Below are 20530 nucleotides of genomic sequence, written 5' to 3' on the forward strand. Positions count from 1 at the left end.
CGGGACAAGAAATGGGCGAACGGGATCGCACGAAAAAAGGCTGCCATCCGGCGGCCGCATGTCCATCATGCCAGCGGTCGGGATGCCGGCGGTTGGATCTCTAGCCGCCCCGCTTGTTGCGGACCTCGTCATAGGGGATCTGGAAGACCTTGTCGTCCAACGGCATCCCGGTCTGGACATTGAAGATCATGACCGAGGTATCCTTCTTCTGCGCGTCGGTGATCGTCCATTGGCGCAGGTCGTAGGTCTTCGGGTCGAACATCATGGTAATGGTCGAATCGCCGAAGATCGAGCGGTCGCCAAGCACGATGGTGATGAGGTCGGACTCTTCCTTGACGCCGCGCACCATCTTGCCGGTCAGGTCGATCTTCTCGCTGAGCAGCAGGTTGAGCGGCGTCTTCGACAGCGGATAGATGTCCCAGGTCTTGAGCTTCATGTTGCCGATGACCACCGACTTGCCGTCGGCGATGACGCGCATCGGCGAGGGGGCCTCATAGTTGAAGCGGATGCGGCCGGGGCGGCGGATGTAGAACTTGCCGCCGGTCTGTTCGCCGCGCGGGCCGAACTGCACGAATTCACCGGCCATGGTCTTCACCGAGGAGAAGTGGTCGGCGATCTTCTGGGCGGCACTCGGCGCCTGCGCGAATGCCTGGGTGAGGTCGAGACCGGTGCCGCCGATGCCGGCAAGCGCCGCAAGCCCGCACACGAAGAGGCGGCGCGAAATCACCGGAGGATTGCGCTCGCCGATTTTGGTCTCTGTCATCTCAGTCTCCTTCATTTACCGATCATCTGGAGCGCAAGTGCGGCGCCTTCAAGGCGCCGTTTCCGAGCTTTGCGGCTTATGCTCTCACATGACCGTTACCGGTTCGGCCCCTGGTCCGGGGCGTCTGCCCTCGTCTGTCGGTCGCATCAGCGGCCGGTGATTTCCGCTTCGGTCGGAACCAGGATCTCGCGCTTTCCGGCGTGGTTCGCCGGGCCGATGATGCCTTCCTGCTCCATGCGCTCGATCAGCGATGCCGCCCGATTGTAGCCGATGCCGAGGCGGCGCTGCACGTAGGAGGTGGAAGCCTTGCCGTCGCGCAGAACGATCGCGACCGCCTGATCGTAGGGGTCGTCGGAATCGGCGAGGTTGGAGGTGCCGGCCGGTCCGCCGCCCTCACCATCCTCGTCGTCGTCCTCGGTGATGGCATCGAGATACTGCGGCACGCCCTGGGTCTTCAGATAGGCAACGACTTCCTCGACCTCGGTGTCGGAGACGAAGGGACCGTGGACGCGCTGGATGCGGCCGCCACCGGCCATGTAGAGCATGTCGCCCATGCCGAGCAGTTGCTCGGCGCCCTGTTCGCCGAGGATCGTGCGGCTGTCGATCTTCGAGGTGACCTGGAACGAGATGCGGGTCGGGAAGTTGGCCTTGATCGTGCCGGTGATGACGTCGACCGACGGGCGCTGCGTCGCCATGATGACATGGATGCCGGCGGCACGCGCCATCTGGGCGAGGCGCTGGACAGCGCCTTCGATGTCCTTGCCGGCGACCATCATCAGGTCGGCCATTTCGTCGATGATGACGACGATGTAGGGCATCGGCGACAGGTCGAATTCTTCCGTTTCGTACATCGCCTCGCCGGTCTGGCGGTCGAAGCCAGTCTGTACCGTGCGGGTGATCGATTCACCCTTGGCAAGCGCCTGCTCGACGCGGCTGTTGAAACCGTCGATGTTGCGCACGCCGATTTTCGACATCTTCTTGTAGCGCTCTTCCATCTCGCGCACCGTCCACTTCAGCGCGACGACTGCCTTCTTGGGATCGGTCACGACCGGCGAAAGCAGGTGCGGGATGCCGTCATATACGGAGAGTTCGAGCATCTTCGGGTCGATCATGATCAGGCGGCACTGATCCGGGCGTAGCCGATAGAGCAGCGACAGGATCATGGTGTTGATCGCCACCGACTTGCCCGAGCCGGTGGTACCGGCGACGAGCAGATGCGGCATCTTGGCGAGATCGGCAACCACGGGCTCGCCGCCGATCGTCTTGCCGAGCGCCATGGCAAGGCGTGCCTTGGAAGTCTCGAAGTCTCGCGAGCCGATGAGTTCGCGCAGGTAGACGGTTTCGCGCCGCTGGTTCGGCAGTTCGATGCCGATGGCGTTGCGACCCGGAACGACGGCGACGCGGGCAGCGATTGCGCTCATCGATCGGGCGATGTCGTCGGCAAGGCCGATGACACGGGACGATTTGATGCCGGGTGCCGGCTCCAGTTCGTAGAGGGTGACGACCGGACCCGGGCGCACGTGGATGATCTCGCCCTTGACGCCGAAGTCCTCGAGCACGCCCTCGAGCATGCGGGCATTCTGCTCGAGTGCGTCGGGCGACAGCGACGCGTCGCGGCTGACGTTCTTCGGTTCGGCAAGGAAATGCATCGGCGGCAGCGTGAAGTCGCCATCATCCTCGACGAAGGAGCGCTGGGCTTCGCGCTCGATCCGCTGGCCGGCTTTCGGACGGGGCGCCGGCGTTGCCACGCGCGAGCCCGATTTCGGCAGGCCCTGCTTCGGCGGCGCTGCCCGCGGCGCCCAGTCGGATGCCGGATCGTCGTCCTCGTCGTCCGGCAGGATGCCGGCGGGGCGGCACTCGTCGATGTCGAAGGACGGATCATCGTCCTCACCGTCGGCCATGATCGGCGGGGGCGTGACGATGCGGCGTTCGGAGCGGTCGAGCGAGGGTTCGATGCGGTCGCCGGCAGCCATCGGCTTCGGCCGGACCGGCTCGTTCAGCGTGCCGAACTCGTCATTGTTGAAGTCGTAAGGCTCGTCATACTGGCGCTTGGGCGAACTGCGCGTGCCGCTCATGCCGAAAATACGGCGCACGCGCGCGTGCATCGTGTAGCGCATATGGGCGAAGGAGCCCATCAGCAGGGTGAAGGGACCTTCGCTGTCGTCCTCGTCCAGCTCGTCGCGAACGGTACGCGCCTTGCTCGGCGTCGGTTCGACAACCTCCTCGTCTTCCTCTTCGTCGCTGACGCCGATGAGACCGGCGCTGTAGATCAGGCCCCAGGCGGCGGGTGCCGCAAAGATGCAGGCAAGCACGGTCGCGAGCGTGCCGGTCGGGAAGGCCCCGGTGAAGAGTGCGGGAAAACGGAGAATCATGTCGCCGAAGACGCCGCCGAGGCCATTGGGCAAGGGCCAGGTGATGGGGGCGGGGACGCAGCTCAGCGCCGCACCGGCAAGCACGGAGCCGATGAACCAGACGCCGAGGCGCTTGAAGATCTTGTCGAAGCGCTTGCCGCTGATCAGCACCAGCGCCCAGGCAACGGCCGGCAGCAGCGCGACGACGCTGGCAAGGCCGAAAAATTGCATGAAGATATCGGCAAAGGCCGCACCCGGATAACCAAGCACATTGGTCGGCGCTTCCGATGTGGCATAGGAGAAGCTCGGATCGGCGACGTTCCATGTCGATAGCGCCGCGACAGCCAGCGCCAATGCGCCGAACAGCGCAAAGCCCGCCAGCGACGCGATCTGTCGCCAAACGAAGGTGGTTAGCACGAACCGGTTGGAACGGCTGTCAAGCGTTGCCGGATTGCTTCTGCTCATATTGCCTGCTGCCCGTGTCGATATCGAGGGCACATTGCGTGCCATGGAATCAACCTAAGCGGAGTACGGTTAATGCGACATTAACCATGCGTAGTTGCCGCTAAAATAACGGTGAGCTGGGCTTCTGTAGGCGCCGAAAGAAAAAAAGGCCCGGATCTTGCGATCCGGGCCAAAGGCGATCCGCATCAGACGGATCGCGACGGGACTTGGGTGGCGCCGTTTGTGGCGCCACGATGCACTTAGCTGGCGTGGTAGGCGGCTTCGCCGTGGGACGAGAGGTCGAGGCCCTCGCGTTCGGCTTCGACGGAGACGCGCAGGCCGACGATTGCGTCCACCACCTTGAAGATGATCAACGAACCAATACCGGACCAGACCACGGTGACGAGCACGCCCTTGAGCTGCGACAGGACCTGGGTTGCCGTGCCGGCATAACCGGCGGCGAAATCCGCGGTGGAGTAGTCGACGATGCCTGCGCCGCCGAGGGCCGGATTGACGAGAATGCCCGTGGCGATGGCACCGAGGATGCCGCCGACGCCGTGCACGCCGAAGACGTCAAGGCTGTCGTCGTAGTTGAACTTGTTCTTCACGACGTCGACGAAGAAGTAGCAGACCGGCGAGACGATGAAGCCGAGCACGATCGCACCCATCGGGCCTGCGAAGCCGGCAGCCGGCGTGACGGCGACGAGGCCGGCGACGGCACCGGACGCTGCACCGAGCATCGAGGCCTTGCCGCGGACGAGCGTTTCGACGACGGCCCAGGAGATGATGGCGGCGGCGGTTGCGAGGAAGGTATTGATCATCGCGAGGCCGGCATAGGCGTTGGCCTCGAGGTTGGACCCGGCATTGAAGCCGAACCAGCCGACCCAGAGCAGCGACGCGCCGACCATGGTGAGCGTCATCGAGTGCGGCGCCATGATTTCCTTCTTATAGCCCGTGCGCTTGCCGAGAAGGATGGCGCCGACGAGACCGGCGATACCAGCGTTGATGTGAACCACCGTGCCGCCGGCGAAGTCGATCGCGCCGAAGGAGAAGATCAGGCCGGTCGGAGCGGTATAAGCGCTCGGGCCGCCCCAGAACCAGACCATGTGGGCGATCGGGAAGTAGACGAACGTGACCCAGAGAATGACGAACAGCACGACGGCCGAAAAGCGGATGCGCTCGGCGAAGGCGCCGACGATCAGCGCCGGCGTGATGCAGGCAAAAGTCATCTGGAAGACGACGAAAACGTATTCGGGGATGAACACGCCCTTGGAGAAGCTCTCGGCGAGCGTGGTCGTGTCGACGCCGGCCAGGAACATCTTCGACAGGCCGCCGACGAACAGGTTGAGCGAGCCGCCGTCCGTGAAGGCCAGCGAGTAGCCGTAGGTGACCCAGATGATCATGACGATCGCGGTGATCATCAGAACCTGCATCAGCACCGACAGCATGTTCTTGGCGCGCACCAGGCCGCCATAGAAGAGGGCAAGGCCCGGAACGGTCATGAGGAGCACGAGGATGGTGGACAAGAGCATCCAGGTGGTATCGCCCTTGTCGGGAACCGGGACGGCCGCGGCAGCCTCTGTTGCGGCCGGCGCCGCTTCCTGGGCGAAGGCAACAACCGGCGCAAGCAGGGCGGCGGTCAGTGCGCCCAGGCGTCCGAGAGAGGTGGAGAATTTCATTGATGACATCGAGTAGTGCTCCCTGAACGGCGTGATTTACAACGCTTCTGAATCGGTTTCGCCGGTGCGGATGCGCACGGCATGGTCAATGGCGTAGACGAAGATCTTGCCGTCGCCGATCTGGCCGGTCTTGGCGGCTGCAGCGATCGCTTCCACGGCCTTGTCGACGAGCTCCGAGGGGACTGCGATCTCGACCTTCAGTTTCGGTAGGAAGCTCACGGCATATTCGGTGCCGCGGTAGATTTCGGTATGTCCCTTCTGGCGGCCGTAGCCTTTGACTTCGGTTACGGTCAGGCCCTGGATGCCGACAGCAGTGAGGGCTTCGCGAACCTCATCGAGCTTGAACGGCTTGATAATGGCCATCACAATTTTCATCTGGTTTCATCCTTGTTCGCCTCCGGCGGAGGCCGTCTCTCCTTGCTGCGGAGCGCCAGAGCGCCGTGCAACCGGACAATGACATTCAAGGGGCGTGCCAGATTCAGACGCCTCCGCTAAGATTATGAAAAACAAGAAGAAAAACGAAAGCCGCAGCACGGGTGCTACGGCGTACTAAAAATTCGTCAATTTAGAAGATCAAAAAATAGGCAGATTATTGAATCTGCCCGTTTTCTATTCAGATGCCTTTTTCCGGATCAACCCTTCCTGGGCGACGGAGGCGATCAGCACGCCGGAACGCGTAAAAAGGCTGCCTCTGGTCATCCCGCGGGCACCATGTGCACTCGGACTGTCCTGGGTATAGAGCAGCCAGTCGTCCATCTTGCAGGGACGGTGGAACCACATGGCGTGATCGAGGCTTGCGACCTGCAGGTTCCGGTCGAAAACCGAAGTGCCGTGCGCATAGAGCGAGGTGTCGAGCAGGGTCATGTCGGAGAGATAGGCAAGGATGGCCGCCTGGATATGGCGCTCGTCCGGAACCGTGCCGACCGCCTTGACCCAGACGTCCTGGATCGGCTTGCCGTCGTTGCGGGTGAAATAGTGGTGCAGCGAAGCCGGGCGGATCTCGATCGGCCGCGGCCGCTCCCAGTAGCGCCGGATCGCTTCCGGCGCGCGGACGAGGAATTTCTCCTTCAGCTCCTGTTCGCCCGGCAAGGTCTCGGGCATCGGCAGCTTCGGCATCTCGATCTGGTGGTCGAAACCGTCCTCGTCGTACTGGAACGAGGCGGACATCGAGAAGATCGCCTTGCCGTGCTGAATGGCGACCACACGGCGGGTGGCGAAGCTCGAGCCGTCGCGGATACGGTCGACCTCGTAGATGATCGGCACCGATGGATCGCCCGGCCGCATGAAATAGGCGTGCAGCGAATGGACGAAGCGGCCGGCGTCGACGGTCCGCTGGGCCGCCACCAGCGCCTGGCCGATGACCTGGCCGCCGAAGACCCGCTGCCAGCCGACCTGCGGGCTCAAGCCCCGGAACAGGTTTTCCTCCAGCTTCTCGAGGTTGAGAATGGCGAGCAGCGCATCCATGGGCGTGGCGGTCTCAGTGGGGCGCGACATTTCGGCTGTCTCCGATGGTAGGAACGTCGATGGCATTGATCTATATAGACATAAAACGATGCTCAAGTGCGACGGGAGAAAGCCGATGCTCGATATCTTGATTGCCGGTGGCGGCTATGTCGGCCTTTCGCTCGCCGTTTCCCTGAAGAAAGCGGCGCCGCATCTCGATGTGATGGTGATCGACGGTGCACCGGAAGGCGCCTGGAAGAAGGACCAGCGCGCCTCGGCGGTGGCGTCGGCTGCCGAACGCATGCTCGACGTGCTCGGGGTCTGGGATCAGATCGCGCCGGAGGCCGAGCCGATCCGCCGGATGGTGATTACCGATTCGAAGGCGGCCGATCCGGTGCGCCCTGTGTTCCTGACCTTCGATGGCGACGGCGGCAATGGCCGGCCCTTCGCCCACATGGTGCCGAACACGGCAATGGTCGGCGCGCTGCGTGGAGCATGCGACGAACTCGGCGTCGTCAATCGCCAGTCGACGATGGTCGAAACCTTCAAAAGCGGCGACCATGCGGTCGACGTCACCCTCTCCGGCGGCGAAAAACTGGAAGCGCGCCTGCTTGTGGCCTGTGACGGCGTGCGCTCCAGGCTGCGTGATGCCGCCGGCATCAAGACGGTCGAGTTCGACTACGGCCAGTCCGGCATCGTCACGACGGTCGAGCACGAGCGGCCGCACGACGGCACGGCGGAGGAGCATTTCTTGCCGGCCGGTCCGTTTGCGACGCTGCCGCTCAAGAACAATCGCTCGTCGCTGGTCTGGACCGAGCGCACCGAAGACGCCGAACGGCTGGTCAAGGGAGACGATTTCCTGTTCGAGGAGGAGCTGGAGCGCCGTTTTGGCCACAAGCTCGGACATCTGAAGGTGGTCGGCGGACGACGAGCCTTTCCGCTCGGCCTGACGCTCGCCCGCGATTTCGTCAAGCCGCGCTTTGCTCTTGCCGGCGATGCGGCCCACGGCATTCATCCGATCTCGGGACAGGGGCTCAATCTCGGCTTCAAGGACGTCGCGGCTCTGGCGGAAACGATCGTCGAGGCTGACCGACTCGGGCTCGACATCGGCTCGCTCGCGGTGCTCGAGCGCTACCAGACCTGGCGGCGTTTCGACACCTTCCGCATGGGAGTTACGACCGACGTGCTCAACCGGCTGTTTTCCAACGACATCACCCCGGTCCGTATCGCCCGCGATTTCGGCCTCGGTATCGTCGATCGGTTGCCGTCTCTCAAGAATTTCTTCATCCGCCAGGCCGCCGGCATCGCCGGTGAGGCGGATCCACGGCTATTGTCGGGTCAGCCGATCTGAACACCGACCTTGGGATTGCCCCTCACCCTCTCCCCGCAGGCGGGGAGAGGGGACTCGGCATGTCTTTGCGGCGTCACTTGGTATTCGGCCATCGAACAACAATTGGGCAGGGAACGGTTGCTGCTGAAGTGCAGGAGGTGCAGCGGCGTTCCTTCTCCCTGCTTGCGGGGAGAAGGTGCCGGCAGGCGGATGAGGGGCAACTGCGAAGTCCCGCGTTCGTCAAATCGGCCGAGCCGCCGCGACCTCAATCCTCGATCTTGCGCGCTTCCGAGACCAGCATGATCGGCACGCCATCGCGGATCGGATAGGCGAGGCGGGCCTTTTCCGAGACGAGTTCGTTGGCTTCGGCGTGGTAGCTCAAGCGGCCCTTCGTCAGCGGGCAGACGAGCAGTTCAAGCAGTTTCGGGTCGACCTTGCTGGCGTTGATATCCATTATCCGTCGCTCGCTTCACTGCAGGATGCTGTCCATATCGCCGAAGTCGCGCGCGAGCACGATCTCGGTGATGGCGATCAAGGTTTCCGCGCGTGTCTTGAGGTCGGGTGCTTCGAGCAGCGCCTGTTTTTCCGCAGGGCCATAGGGCGACATCATCGCCATGGAATTGACCAGGGTGCGATTGCTCGCCCGTTCGACGCTTTCCCAGTCGGCCTTGAGCTTGTTGGCTTCGAGATAGGCCTTGAAGGCGGCAAGCAGAGCTGCCCGGTCGACCAGGGTTTCGTCGTCGCGGTTCTCGAGATCGGCGGCAAAGGGGCCAATGCGGAAACGGCGGTAGCCGCGCGTGCCGCTTACCTCCGAAAACAGCCGGAAGCGGCAGACCCCCGTGAGTGAGGTGATGTAGCGGCCATCGCCGGTCTCGGCGAAGGAGGTGATGCGGCCGATGCAACCGACCTCGCAGAGTGCCTGCGTCGGACCGGTGGCGGTCTCGTTGCGGCCCTCGCAGAAGGAGGGCTGCACGATACCGATCAAGCGGTTGCCGGAAAGCGCGTCATCGAGCATGGCGAGATAGCGCGGCTCGAAGATGTTGAGCGGAAGCTGGGCACCGGGAAGCAGCAGCGCACCGGTCAGCGGAAACACCGGAATGATCTCCGGCAAGTCCTGAGGACCGAGGTAGCGTGCATTTCCGACGTGCATTTTCCGATAGACCCTGCAGGTATCCGCTCTTGCCCCGCCGAGGAAGCGTGGTCACCAGACCAAAAGATGGTGCATTCCTTGAAAATCTCAAGAGACGGGCACATCGATCTTCATGGGGGAATGCGGATCGTGATCAGGTGCGCACAAAAAAGGGCACCGACGGCGCCCTATTTTAGGCCAAGCCTGACGGTTCAGGAGAACAGGATCGACGAGAGTTTGCGTCGCGCGGCGACCGTTGCCGGATCCTTCGGCCCCCAGACCTCGAAGAAGGACAGGAGTTCGCGCCGGGCGCCGTCGTCGTCGAAGCCGCGATCGCGCTTCATGATCGTCAGCAGGTGGTCGGCGGCAGCCGTCCGGTCGCCTTCGACATTGCGGATCTTGGCGAGCAGCATCCGCGCCTCGTGATCGTCGGGGTTTGCCGCAAGGCGCCGCTCGAACTCGTCGGGATCGCCGAGCTTGCGCGCTTCCTCGATCTGGTCGAGTTTCTTGCCGATCGCTGCGATGCCTGCGTCCTTGGCGAGATCTTCCGGCAGGCCGGAAAGGGCCTCGCGGGCTTCGGCGAACTGGCCGAGGGCGATCATGCAATCGACCATGCCGGCGATCGCCACGACGTTGTCGGGATCGGCCTGAAGCACGGCGCCGTAGAGGCCGGCGGCGTTCTGGGCGTCGCCGGCATCGAGCAGCGCCTTGGCATCGGTGAGTACGGCTTCGATTTCGGCCTTGCTGTCGTCGACCGCGGGGCCGGCGATCTTTTCGATGAATTGCTTGATCTGGCTTTCCGGCACCGCGCCCATGAAGCCGTCGACCGGTCGTCCGCCGACGAAGGCGATGACGGCGGGGATCGACTGGATGCCGAGCTGGCCGGCGATCGAGGGATGATCGTCGATGTTCATCTTGACGAGCTTGACGCGGCCTGCGGCTTCCGTGACCACCTTTTCGATTACGGGCGTCAGCTGCTTGCAGGGGCCGCACCAGGGTGCCCAGAAATCGACGAGAACCGGCTGCTGGCGGGAGGCGTCGAGCACGTCCTTGGCAAAGTTGGCGGTGGTGGTTTCCTTGATCAGGTCACCATTCGACGCGGCCGCCGGCTGGCCGAAGGAGGCCGAACCCGTCATCTGAGTGCCGAAAGACCCTGCATAGGGATTGTCGCTGCCCGTCATTCTTCTCTCCTCGCCGGCTCGCTGGCCGGCTTTTTGCATTCGCGCCAAAGATCGTATGTCAGGCCGTGACTTTCAAGACAAGCGGTTCGTGTCCGGTCGCTTCCATGAAGCGCAGCAGATCCCTGGATGCGATCGAGGTCGTCGCGTCATTCGAGAGCGGATGGCAGTTGACGATGTCGAACTTCATCAGCTCCTCATCGAGGATGACCTTGACGTTGCCGCCGGTGTCGTTGATCGCGCCGAAGGCGGTCACGGCCCCCGGAATGACGCCCAGATATTCCATCAGCTTTTCCGGTTTGCCGAAAGAGACCCGGCTCGCCGCGCCGATCACCTGGTGAACGGTCTTCAGGTCCACCGTCGCGTGCTCCTCGACGGTGAGGAGGAAATAGTTGTCCTTCTTGTCCTTCACGAAAAGGTTTTTCGTGTGGCCGCCGGGGATCTCGTCACGCAGCGCCACCGATTCGGCGACGGTGAATACCGGCTCGTGGTTCTTGGTTTTATGCTCGATCCCAAGTCCGTCGAGAAAACGAAAGAGGTCTTCGGCGGTCTTCGGCTGTGATTCACTCATGATTCTCATCCCTCGGGCATTCGATTTCGATCCTGCTTTAGGGGAGAAGCCCATCGGGGCGCAATCTCACAGGCGGCGACGATCACCGAAAACGCGGCATTTCCGGGCTTTGCTGGGGGCCTCCAAAAAAATATTCGATTTCTCGTCATTTCCCTGTTGCATTCCAAAATCGCTTAGGCCATATACCGCCCGTCGCCGCAAGACAGCGCCGACGCCACGGTCCACCGACTACCCCCGGGCCGCGGAAAGTGAGCGGGTGTAGCTCAGGGGTAGAGCACAACCTTGCCAAGGTTGGGGTCGGGCGTTCGAATCGCCTCACCCGCTCCAATTTCTCCCAACCATTTCATTTCACAGATTTTTTGGAAATGAGACGGCATCTGCCGTAAGGCACGTTGCACCTCGAGGCCGACCGCAGCGCCGTGCGAACAGGTGCGCTCTGCCGAACACGACGCCGCTCCCTTGGGCCGCTCGTACCCTTCCCTCACTACTGCATGTCTCCTTAAATCGACCTCGATTTAAGGACGAAGACATGCAGCAAATCAAAGTCCTACAGCGACCTTTGCGCGTCTGATAAGACGCGCGGCGCTGTAGAGATCGTCAGCGCCCGTGCAGGTCGCACTCAGCTCTTCATGAAGACGTAATCCGTCTCCTGCCGGCGGGTTTCACCGGGCCTGAGCACAGCACTCGGGAAATCAGGATGGTTGATGGCGTCCGGCCAGATCTGGGTTTCCAGGCAGAAACCGGCGAAGGGGCCGTACCGGCGGCCCTCGAGGCCGGGGACGGGGACGTCGAGCTTTGCGCCGGTATAGAGCTGCACGCCGGGCTCGGTGGTCAGCACTTCGAGCGTGACGCCGGAATTGATGCTGCGGGCCAGCGCCACCGAGTGTTTCGCCATGGGCTCGTTCGAAAGACAGAAATTGTGGTCGTAGGCGATGCGCTCGCCTTCGGTCTGGCAGCGAAGCGGCGTCATTTCCCGGAGATCGAAGGCGGTGCCCTCGACCGCACGGATCTCGCCCGTCGGGATTTGCCGTTCGTCGGTCGGCAGATAGTGGTCGGCTGCGATCATGATGTCGTGGCCGAGCGCGTCGGCGCTACCGTCGAGATTGAAATAGCTGTGCTGGCAGACATTGGCGAGCGTCGGCCGATCGGTCTCGGTTTCATAGACGACGCTCAAAATGCCGCCGGGCTTCAGCGCGTAGGTGCAGGTGACCTGACAATTGCCGGGATAGCCGGCGCGTCCGTCCGGATCGGTGATCACAAGCGTGACGCTGTCGGGCGCCTGGCGGGCGATCGTCCAGTTGCGCTTACCGATATTGTCGCTGCCGCCATGCAGGTGCGTGACGCCCTTCTCGTTCAGTTCGAGCTGATAGGCCTCGCCGTCGAGCGTGAAGCGCCCGTTTCCGATTCGGTTGGCGTAACGTCCGGGCGTGGCGCCGAGATAGGGCGAATGGGCGAGATAGCTTTCGAGGTCGCTGAAACCGAGCACCAGCGGCGGCTCATGGCCTTCCAGCCGCAGATCCTGGATGACAGAGCCCCAGGTCAGCACATGCGCTGTAAGGCCGCCGCCGGAGAGCACCACACGATGGACCGGCTCGCCGGATGGCAGGTGGCCGAAAACTTCCGTGTTCTGATGCATATTCACCGCTGGCTCCCTCTTCGTGACCACAGCAACCTGCGTCATTTCCGAGGATGCGGCAACCGGAAATCTTAGTGCAGAGCCACGGCGACCCTGGCGCGTCTCGAAAGAGGCGCGGCGCTGTAGGATTCGCCGTCATTTCAGCGGGATAGTTGCTTGGTGGCATCCTGCAGGCCAGCGAGCGTCAACGGGAACATCCGCCCTTCGAAGAGCTTTCTCACCATGGCGATCGACTGGGTGTAGCCCCAGTGCTGCTCGGGCACGGGATTGAGCCAGATCGAGCGCGGGAAATGTGCCGTCATGCGCGAGAGCCAGAGCGCGCCGGCCTCGTCGTTCCAATGTTCGACCGAGCCGCCGGGATGGCTGATCTCGTAGGGACTCATCGAGGCGTCGCCGACGAAGATCGCGCGGTAGTCGCCACCGAAGGTGCGCAGCACCTCCGTCGTGCGGGTGATGTCGGCGCGCCGGCGCCGGTTGTCCTTCCACAGCCCCTCATAGATGCAATTGTGGAAGTAGAAATGTTCCATGTGGCGGAATTCGCCGCGGGCGGCAGAGAACAGCTCCTCGACGATGCGGATGTGATCGTCCATCGATCCGCCGACATCGAAGAACATCAGGAGCTTCACGGCATTGCGGCGCTCGGGCCGCGTCACCACGTCGAGATAGCCGTGCTCGGCGGTGGCGCGGATCGTGCCGGAAAGGTCGAACTCATCGGCAGCACCCTGGCGCACCCAGCGCCGCAGCCGTTTCAGCGCTACCTTGATGTTGCGGGTGCCGAGTTCGACCGTGTCGTCATAGTCTTTGAACTCGCGCCGGTCCCAGATTTTGACGGCGCGGCGATGGCGCGACTGGTCCTGGCCGATCCTGATGCCTTCGGGATTGTAGCCATAGGCGCCGAAGGGGGAGGTGCCGGCAGTGCCGATCCATTTCGAGCCGCCCTGATGCCGGCCCTGCTGTTCGCGCAGCCGTTGGCGCAGGGTCTCCATCAGCTTGTCGAAACCGCCGAGCGATTCGATCAGGCGCTTTTCTTCCTCGGTCAGGTGTTTTTCCGCGAGTTTGCGCAGCCAATCCTCGGGGATGACGGCCTCTTCGCCCGTCTCCATCGGATTGACCGCCTCCAGCCCGGAAAAGCAGTGCTGAAACACCCGGTCAAAGCGATCGATATGGCGCTCGTCCTTCACCAGCGCCGTGCGCGCCAGGTAGTAGAAGGCTTCGACGTCGAAGGCGGCGATGCCCGCCTCCATCCCCTCGATCAGGGACAGGAATTCCCGGAGCGTCACCGGGACCTTCGCCGCCTTGAGTTCGAGGAAGAAGGGGACGAACATCGCTAAGCCTCAACTTTCTCCGGTGCCGATCTCCGAGAGATCATAGGGCGTCGTCTGGTACATCTCGTTGATCCAGTTGCCGAAGAAGAGATGCGCGTGGCTGCGCCAGCGGTTCTGCGGCGGCAGGGTCGAGTCGTTATGCGGGAAATAGTCGTGCGGCATCTTGATCGGCACGCCGGCGTCCACGTCCCGGAAGTATTCGTCCGACAACGAGGTCGAATCATACTCCACGTGGTTGAACATGTAGAGCCGGTTGCCCTTTTTCTCGTGCACGAGGCAGACGCCCATCTCCTTCGATTCCATCAGGATTTCGAGGCTCGGCACCTTGTCGATGTCGGCGCGTCGGACCTCGGTCCAGCGCGAGACCGGGACGGCGAAGTCGTCGGAGAAGCCGTTGAGATAGACGGAGGAGCGGTTGAGGTTCTGGTGACGGTAGACACCGAAGGCCTTCTCGGCGAGTGGGTATTTCGGCACGCCGTGGAAATGGTAGATCGCCGCCATCGCGCCCCAGCAGACATTGAGCGTCGAGTGCACGTTGGTCGCCGTCCAGTCGAAGATCCGCTTCAGTTCCTCCCAATAGGTGACGTCCTCGTATTCGAGCGTCTCGACCGGCGCGCCGGTGATGATAAAGCCATCGAACTTACGGCCCTTCACCTCGTCCCAGGTCTCATAGAAGGAGAGCAGGTGATCTTCCGAGGTGTTCTTCGCCCGGTGGGCACCGATGCGCACGAGCGACAGTTCCACCTGCAGCGGCGAGGCGCCGATCAGGCGCGCCATCTGGATCTCGGTCTTGATCTTGTTGGGCATGAGGTTCAGCAGCCCGATCTGGAGCGGGCGAATATCCTGACGGATCGCCACGGTCTCGGTCATCACCCGCACGCCCTCATGCACGAGGGTTTCGAAAGCGGGCAGTGTATCGGGAATCTTGATGGGCATGGGCTTCCACTCGATCAATACAAAAAAACCGGCGGCGATTGATCGCGACCGGTCCTCGGAAATCCAACTTTCCTCGGCCCTTTAGCGACTTGTTTAACGTGGCTGCAAGCCGGCCGGCCAAATCACCACGGGGATTTTGATAGCGCGAGTGGGACGCGGGGGTCAAGAAAAACGATTCGGGGTGGGGCTGGCCCCTCATCTCGCTGCCGCGACCTTCTCCCAGGGAGGGTTAGGGGGAGGGCAAATGCGCTGGCCTATAGAAAATCCAGGGCATCCTGCATGCCATACCCCAGTTGATGCCGTGCCTCGTCGATGTCGAGCCAGAAGAAGCGGAAGCGGATCGGAGGGCCGCCGCTATCCGGCGTCATCTCGCGGTGCAGCCACGTCTGCCGTTGCTCGCCGGCAAGGGCGACGTGAAAATAGTGTCGCCGATGGCAGATGGTTCTACCGTCCTTCCAGTAAGAATAGTCCTGCGTGACGAGGTGCACGAGCGGCTGCAATGGCGTAAGCCCGGTCTCCTCGATGAATTCCCGCCGAGCCGCTGCTTGCGGGCTCTCGCCCGGCTCCATCGTGCCGCCGGGCACCTGTAGTTCGATTTCGGGGAAATCCGGCTCGTCGAAGACCAGCAGGCGGTCCTGCCAGGTGGCATAGATCAGGACCTTGTGCGCGTCCGGGCTCATCCGTCGCGACGCGCCATGAAGGCCAGGCGCTCGAAGAGGTGCACGTCCTGCTCGTTCTTCAGAAGCGCGCCGTGCAGCTTCGGCAGCATGGTCTTGGCATCGGCCCTGAGATCGGCCGGATCGACCTCGTCGGCGACGAGCAGCCGGATCCAGTCGAGCGCTTCCGAGGTGGAGGGCTTCTTCTTGAGGCCCGGCACCTGGCGGATGTCGTAGAAAGCGGCAAGAGCTGCCGAAAGCAGCGTCTTGCGGATGCCGGGATAGTGCACCTCGACGATGCGGGCGAGCGTTTCGGCATCGGGAAAGCGGATATAGTGGAAGAAGCAGCGGCGCAGAAATGCGTCCGGCAGTTCCTTCTCGTTGTTGGAGGTGATGATGACGATCGGCCGCTGGCGCGCGCTGATCATCTCGCCGGTCTCGTAGACATGGAATTCCATGCGGTCGAGTTCCTGCAAGAGGTCGTTCGGAAACTCGATGTCGGCCTTGTCGATCTCGTCGATCAAAAGCACCACGCGCCGGTCCGCCTCGAAGGCCTGCCAGAGCTTGCCCTTGCGGATGTAGTTCCTGACCTCGTTGACGCGCTGGTCGCCGAGCTGGCTGTCACGCAGGCGCGACACCGCGTCATATTCGTAGAGGCCCTGCTGCGCCTTGGTGGTCGACTTGACGCTCCATTCGATGAGCTCGAGGCCAAGCGCGGCGGCGATCTGGCGGGCAAGCTCGGTCTTGCCGGTGCCGGGTTCGCCCTTGACGAGCAGCGGCCGCTCCAGCCGGATCGCGGCATTGACGGCGATCATCAAATCCTTGTCGGCGATATAGTCGGTGGTGCCTTCGAATTGCATGGTCGTCTTCCGGTTCAGCATAGGTCTAGCAAAGCGATGCCCATGGACTATCGCATATTGGCTTAATTCGGAATCGATTTGAGAGGAGATGGCGCGGGCAGAAGGGCTCGACGTCAGCCACGAAGGGCGGTGACTTCGATCTCGATCAGCATTTCCGGGCGGATCAGGTCGCAGACGATCATGGTTGCGGCCGGACGGATCTCGCCGAAGACTTCGCCGAAGATGGGGAACACCCGGTCGGCGAAGCTGGCATCGGTGACGTAATAGTGATTGCGCACCACGTCGGAAAGCGAAAAGCCCGCTTCCTTCAGCGCGCCTTCGATCGTCCTGAGGCAATTGCGCGCCTGCTCCTCCACCGTCTCCGGCATGGTCATGGTGGCATAGTCGTAGCCGGTCGTGCCGGAGACGAAGCACCAGTCGCCCATCGCGACGGCACGCGAATAGCCTGCCGTCTTTTCGAAGGGCGAACCCGAGGAGATCAGCTTGCGCGCCATGTTGCCCGCTTTAGGCCCAGGGGCGCGATGTGGCGGCCGACTTCTCGAAGCTATCGATGGCGGTTGCCTTTTCCAGCGTCAGGCCGATGTCGTCGAGGCCGTTGAGCAGGCAGTGGCGCTTGAACGCATCGATCTCGAACTTGATCGAGCCGCCGTCCGGGCCAGTGATTTCCTGGGATTCCAGATCGACCGAGAGGATGGCGTTGGAGCCGCGCGAGGCGTCGTCCATCAGCTTGTCGAGGTCGGCCTGGCTGACGACGATCGGCAGGATGCCGTTCTTGAAACAGTTGTTGTAGAAGATGTCGGCAAAGGACGTGGAGATCACGCAGCGGATGCCGAAGTCGAGCAGGGCCCAGGGGGCATGTTCGCGCGAGGAGCCGCAGCCGAAGTTGTCGCCGGCAACGAGGATCTTGGCGTTCTGGTAGGCGGGCTTGTTGAGCACGAAGTCCGGATTGACCGAGCCATCCTCGTTGTAGCGGGCTTCGGCGAAGAGGCCCTTGCCAAGGCCGGTGCGCTTGATCGTCTTCAGGTAATCCTTCGGAATGATCATGTCCGTGTCGATGTTGACGACGGGGAGGGGGGCTGCGACACCGGTGAGCTTGACGAATTTTTCCATAACTTCAGGCCTTCGATTTCAGAAGAATGTTGCGTAGCGTTTAGAGCAGTTCTACGCAGAAATGAAGGAAAATCTCTCCAAACACGCGTCGTCGGGCGGGTGAAAATGCCCGCCCGCCCAAAGTTCCGTCCGGTTTTCGTCCCTGGTAAGGGTCAGCCTGCCTTCACCGGGCTGTTCATCGCCCAGAGAACGCCGAAGGGATCGCGAAGCTGGCCGTAGCGGTCGCCCCAGAACATCACCTCGATCGGCATCACCACCTCGGCGCCGGCGGCAACGGCGCGGTCCCACCAGGCATCGATGTCGTCGACGGTGAGCGTCAGGGTGAAGGCCTGCGGCTTTTCGAGCGGATGGCCGTATTCCGGATAGGCATCGGCCAACATCAGCGAACTGCCGTTGACGTAGAGATGGATGTGCATCGTCCGGCCCTGCTCGTCCACCGGATGGCGGTTGACTTCCTTGGCGCCGAAAGCCCGTGTGTAGAATTCGGCCGCCTTCACAGCGCCATCGACCTGAAGATAGGGCAGAAGCCCGTTCAGGACCGGTGCCGGCTGCTTCGTTTCAGTCTGCTGCGTCTCGATGTCCATGTCGTCCTCCATTCTGTTCGAAGAGCCAGGACCGTGCTGGCCTGTCTCAAGGACGGGGATAACGCGCCTGATCCGACAGGAAGGTGGAAAAAATTTCGCAGTCTGGGGAGCCGTGGCTTTTCACAGGAAGCAATGGCCGGCGAGCCGATCATCGATCGGCCCGGGTCACCACAGCCTGTGAGGATCGATCCCGATCGCTGGGGATCAGAGGTCGATGATTGTGCCGCGGCCGTCGTTCCAGATGCGCATCTCGCGCTGGCCATGGGCGGCGCCTGCGGCGGCCGGGCGCGTGGTGGCGCGGCCTGGCTTGAGGTTCAGACGGGCGGCAATGGCGCTGCCGATCACGACGACGGCGGCGATGCCGGCCAGTGCCAGCGCCAGCGAAGCGGTCAGAACAAAGGCCGCGAACGTGATGGTCAAGGCTGCGGCCGTAAAGAGGACAGAGCGAATGCTTTGCATAATCGTCACCTTTCTGGGTGCGATGTGGTGGTTCGCAGCTGCGCTTGCAAGGGGTGGCTCTTATGAAAGGGTGCGGCGGCTCGCCTCGTCTTGCGGAACGAAGGAAAGGCGGGCACAACTGAAACATGAACAAATCGATCGAACATCACCCCGTGCGCCTGCGCCGCTCGGTGCTCTCGGTGCCGGCCGACAATGCCCGTGCACTTGCCAAGGTCGCTGAACTCGCGGCGGACGCTGCGATCTTCGATCTCGAGGATGCGGTTGCGCCCGAGCGCAAGGTGGAAGCGCGCGAGGCGCTGGTGCAGTTTCTGACAGCGAGCCGACCGGATTGCGAAATCATCATCCGCATCAATGCGATCGGCTCCGACTTCGGTCAAGGTGACCTCGCTGCGGCACTTTCTGCCAACCCGGACGCCATTTTACTGCCGAAGGTCGAAAGCCCGGCGGATATCCAGGCGGCGGCCGACTGGCTGGCCGAGAACGATGCGCCGGAGACGCTGCGTCTCTGGGCGATGATCGAGACGCCGCGCGGCGTCATCAACGCGCCTGTTATCGCCGAGGCCGGCCGCACCTTCGGCGGGCGGCTCGATTGCTTCGTCGTCGGCCTCAACGATCTGCGCAAGGAGACCGGCGTACCGGATCGTCCGGGCCGGCCCCATCTCGCCCCCTGGCTGATGCAGATCCTGCTGGCAGCGCGGGGCGGCGGGCTCGACGTCATCGACGCCGTGTTCAACGATTTCCGCGATGCGGCGGGCTTCGACGAGGAATGCCGGCAGGGCCGCGACATGGGCTATGACGGCAAGATGCTGATCCATCCGGCCCAGATCGGCCCGGCGAACGAGCGCTTCGGCGTGGAGCAGGTCGCCGTCGACGAGGCGCGCGCGATCATCGCCGCCTTCGCGGCTCCGGAAAACACCGGCAAGGGCGTCATCAATCTCAATGGACGCATGGTCGAGCGACTGCATCTCGATCAGGCCGTGACGCTTGCCGCCAAGGCGGACCTTATCGAGAAACGAAAGGCAAGATCTTGAAACTCTACCGCTTCCTGACCGGCCCCGACGACGCCTCCTTCTGCCACAAGGTGACGGCGGCGCTGAACCAGGGCTGGAGCCTGCATGGCTCGCCCACCTACGCCTTCAATGCCGACACCCAGCACATGCAGTGCGGCCAGGCGGTGGTCAAGGAGGTCGAGGGCAAGGATTATCACCCGGACATGAAGCTGTCGGAGCAGTAGTTGATACTGTCTGTCGCCCATGACGGCCCCTCACCCTGCCCTCTCTCCGCAGGCGGGGCGAGGGGACGTGCCCGGCGCGCAGCGTTGCCGAACGGAGCGTCGTCAGGAGAAATCGAGGGAGCTTGTTGAAGCGAGCGGAAGCCGCGAGTCTCCTTCGCCCCATCTTGACGGGGAGACGGTGCCGGCAGGCGGATGACGGTTTAAGAACCGAGCTTTTTGAAGTGACGCAATTCCGGACGGAAAACCGCTTCACAGTTTTCCTGGAATTGCTCTAACCGCCGACGTGCTCGACGCTGGCCTCGATCCGTTCCATGTCGTCGTCGGAAAGGCCGAAATGGTGGCCGATCTCGTGTATCAGGACATGGGTGATGATGTCGCCCAGCGTCTCCTCGTTCTCTGCCCAATAATCGATGATCGGGCGGCGATAGAGCGTGATCCGGTTGGGGAACTGGCCGGTTTCCATGGTGAAGCGTTCGCCGATGCCGCGGCCTTCGAAGAGGCCGAGCAGGTCGAAGGGCGTTTCCAGCGCCATGTCCTCGAAAACGTCGTCGCTCGGGAAGTCGGCGACCTCGATGATGAGGTCGGTCGTCAGCTGGCGGAACTCCTGCGGCAGGTGGCCATAGGCTTCCAGCGCGAGCTGTTCGAAAGTGGTAAGCGTCGGTGCGTGGCGTTCCCGCCAATCATCGGTGTGGTCAATGCTGGCCATAGGCACTCCTTGTTGCCCTCCATATAACGATTTTGCCTTTGTTTTTCGAGTGTTGAATTCCGCGGACACAGGGGCAGGAATAAATTCTTAGAATTGGCTGTTGACTCATTTGGGAAGCTCTGGAATCAATTAGAAC

At 62.6% G+C, this 20530-nt stretch carries 22 protein-coding genes, 1 tRNA gene and 1 riboswitch; of the genes, 4 read left to right on the top strand and 19 right to left on the bottom strand.

Features of this window, described 5'->3' with window-relative positions:
• Positions 1–100: 100 nt before the first annotated feature.
• The 5 genes from AC0C6X_RS08340 to tesB form a co-directional block, all read right to left on the bottom strand.
• Positions 101–763 carry an outer membrane lipoprotein carrier protein LolA gene (locus AC0C6X_RS08340; protein WP_246304335.1) on the bottom strand — a complete coding sequence of 221 codons (663 nt, stop codon included), beginning with the start codon at positions 761–763 and terminating at the stop codon, positions 101–103.
• A 146-nt stretch (positions 764–909) separates the two neighbouring features.
• Positions 910–3579 carry an FtsK/SpoIIIE family DNA translocase gene (locus AC0C6X_RS08345; protein ID WP_472952532.1) on the bottom strand — a complete coding sequence of 890 codons (2670 nt, stop codon included), beginning with the start codon at positions 3577–3579 and terminating at the stop codon, positions 910–912.
• A gap of 239 nt (positions 3580–3818) precedes the next feature.
• Positions 3819–5246: an ammonium transporter gene (locus AC0C6X_RS08350; protein WP_173517815.1), complete on the bottom strand. Its 1428-nt coding sequence runs from the start codon at positions 5244–5246 to the stop codon at positions 3819–3821.
• Between the two features lie 27 nt (positions 5247–5273).
• Complete coding sequence (locus AC0C6X_RS08355; protein WP_034802765.1) at positions 5274–5612, bottom strand: P-II family nitrogen regulator; 339 nt, start codon at positions 5610–5612, stop codon at positions 5274–5276.
• A 234-nt stretch (positions 5613–5846) separates the two neighbouring features.
• A complete protein-coding gene (tesB, locus tag AC0C6X_RS08360) occupies positions 5847–6731 on the bottom strand; it encodes an acyl-CoA thioesterase II (protein ID WP_247959419.1) in 885 nt (294 codons plus the stop codon).
• Positions 6732–6816: 85 nt separating this feature from the next.
• On the opposite strand from tesB, the gene AC0C6X_RS08365 reads away from it, so the two are divergent.
• A complete protein-coding gene (locus AC0C6X_RS08365) occupies positions 6817–8031 on the top strand; it encodes a ubiquinone biosynthesis hydroxylase (protein WP_472952534.1) in 1215 nt (404 codons plus the stop codon).
• Between the two features lie 244 nt (positions 8032–8275).
• On the opposite strand, the gene AC0C6X_RS08370 is transcribed toward AC0C6X_RS08365, so the two are convergent.
• The 4 genes from AC0C6X_RS08370 to AC0C6X_RS08385 all read right to left on the bottom strand — a co-directional run bounded on the left by AC0C6X_RS08370 (position 8276) and on the right by AC0C6X_RS08385 (position 10888).
• A complete protein-coding gene (locus tag AC0C6X_RS08370; protein WP_043626122.1) occupies positions 8276–8464 on the bottom strand; it encodes a Trm112 family protein in 189 nt (62 codons plus the stop codon).
• Between the two features lie 15 nt (positions 8465–8479).
• A complete protein-coding gene (locus AC0C6X_RS08375) occupies positions 8480–9160 on the bottom strand; it encodes an LON peptidase substrate-binding domain-containing protein (RefSeq protein WP_173517812.1) in 681 nt (226 codons plus the stop codon).
• A gap of 191 nt (positions 9161–9351) precedes the next feature.
• Positions 9352–10320, bottom strand: coding sequence for a thioredoxin (gene trxA / locus AC0C6X_RS08380; protein WP_173517811.1), 969 nt, complete (start codon positions 10318–10320; stop codon positions 9352–9354).
• Between the two features lie 58 nt (positions 10321–10378).
• Entirely contained in the window at positions 10379–10888 is a 510-nt protein-coding gene (locus AC0C6X_RS08385) for a prolyl-tRNA synthetase associated domain-containing protein (RefSeq protein ID WP_247959421.1), read from the bottom strand.
• 252 nt (positions 10889–11140) lie between these two features.
• Between AC0C6X_RS08385 and AC0C6X_RS08390 the strand changes: the two genes are divergently transcribed.
• Positions 11141–11215 (top strand) — tRNA-Gly (locus AC0C6X_RS08390).
• 292 nt (positions 11216–11507) lie between these two features.
• On the opposite strand, the gene AC0C6X_RS08395 is transcribed toward AC0C6X_RS08390, so the two are convergent.
• The 9 genes from AC0C6X_RS08395 to AC0C6X_RS08435 form a co-directional block, all read right to left on the bottom strand.
• Entirely contained in the window at positions 11508–12524 is a 1017-nt protein-coding gene (locus tag AC0C6X_RS08395; RefSeq protein WP_472952694.1) for an aldose epimerase family protein, read from the bottom strand.
• A gap of 140 nt (positions 12525–12664) precedes the next feature.
• Positions 12665–13849 (bottom strand): vWA domain-containing protein, encoded by a 1185-nt coding sequence (locus AC0C6X_RS08400; protein ID WP_173517809.1) that lies wholly within the window; start codon positions 13847–13849, stop codon positions 12665–12667.
• A 9-nt stretch (positions 13850–13858) separates the two neighbouring features.
• Complete coding sequence (metA, locus tag AC0C6X_RS08405; protein ID WP_173517808.1) at positions 13859–14785, bottom strand: homoserine O-acetyltransferase MetA; 927 nt, start codon at positions 14783–14785, stop codon at positions 13859–13861.
• 61 nt (positions 14786–14846) lie between these two features.
• A riboswitch (SAM riboswitch) is annotated at positions 14847–14924 on the bottom strand.
• A gap of 115 nt (positions 14925–15039) precedes the next feature.
• Entirely contained in the window at positions 15040–15465 is a 426-nt protein-coding gene (locus AC0C6X_RS08410) for an NUDIX hydrolase (RefSeq protein WP_173517807.1), read from the bottom strand.
• Positions 15462–16301, bottom strand: a complete 840-nt coding sequence (locus AC0C6X_RS08415; protein ID WP_173517806.1) for an AAA family ATPase — start codon at positions 16299–16301, stop codon at positions 15462–15464. Before AC0C6X_RS08415 ends, AC0C6X_RS08410 begins: the two co-directional genes overlap by 4 nt.
• Positions 16302–16414: 113 nt before the next feature.
• Positions 16415–16795 (bottom strand): RidA family protein, encoded by a 381-nt coding sequence (locus tag AC0C6X_RS08420; protein WP_247959425.1) that lies wholly within the window; start codon positions 16793–16795, stop codon positions 16415–16417.
• Between the two features lie 10 nt (positions 16796–16805).
• Positions 16806–17411 (bottom strand): 3-isopropylmalate dehydratase small subunit, encoded by a 606-nt coding sequence (leuD, locus tag AC0C6X_RS08425; protein ID WP_173517804.1) that lies wholly within the window; start codon positions 17409–17411, stop codon positions 16806–16808.
• 152 nt (positions 17412–17563) lie between these two features.
• A complete protein-coding gene (locus AC0C6X_RS08430) occupies positions 17564–17995 on the bottom strand; it encodes a VOC family protein (protein ID WP_173517803.1) in 432 nt (143 codons plus the stop codon).
• A gap of 204 nt (positions 17996–18199) precedes the next feature.
• Positions 18200–18454: a hypothetical protein gene (locus AC0C6X_RS08435; protein WP_247959426.1), complete on the bottom strand. Its 255-nt coding sequence runs from the start codon at positions 18452–18454 to the stop codon at positions 18200–18202.
• Positions 18455–18579: 125 nt separating this feature from the next.
• On the opposite strand from AC0C6X_RS08435, the gene AC0C6X_RS08440 reads away from it, so the two are divergent.
• Together AC0C6X_RS08440 and AC0C6X_RS08445 are read left to right on the top strand one after the other, a co-directional pair.
• Positions 18580–19485 (top strand): HpcH/HpaI aldolase/citrate lyase family protein, encoded by a 906-nt coding sequence (locus tag AC0C6X_RS08440; protein WP_472952538.1) that lies wholly within the window; start codon positions 18580–18582, stop codon positions 19483–19485.
• The gene (locus tag AC0C6X_RS08445; protein WP_472952540.1) at positions 19482–19688 is read left to right on the top strand and encodes a DUF1737 domain-containing protein; all 207 of its coding nucleotides are present in this window, start codon (positions 19482–19484) and stop codon (positions 19686–19688) included. Before AC0C6X_RS08440 ends, AC0C6X_RS08445 begins: the two co-directional genes overlap by 4 nt.
• 271 nt (positions 19689–19959) lie before the next feature.
• Here AC0C6X_RS08445 and AC0C6X_RS08450 read toward each other — a convergent pair whose 3' ends face one another.
• Entirely contained in the window at positions 19960–20394 is a 435-nt protein-coding gene (locus AC0C6X_RS08450; RefSeq protein WP_173517799.1) for a metallopeptidase family protein, read from the bottom strand.
• Between the last annotated feature and the right edge of the window lie 136 nt (positions 20395–20530).

This window comes from Ensifer sp. VA4 (assembly GCF_055710065.1).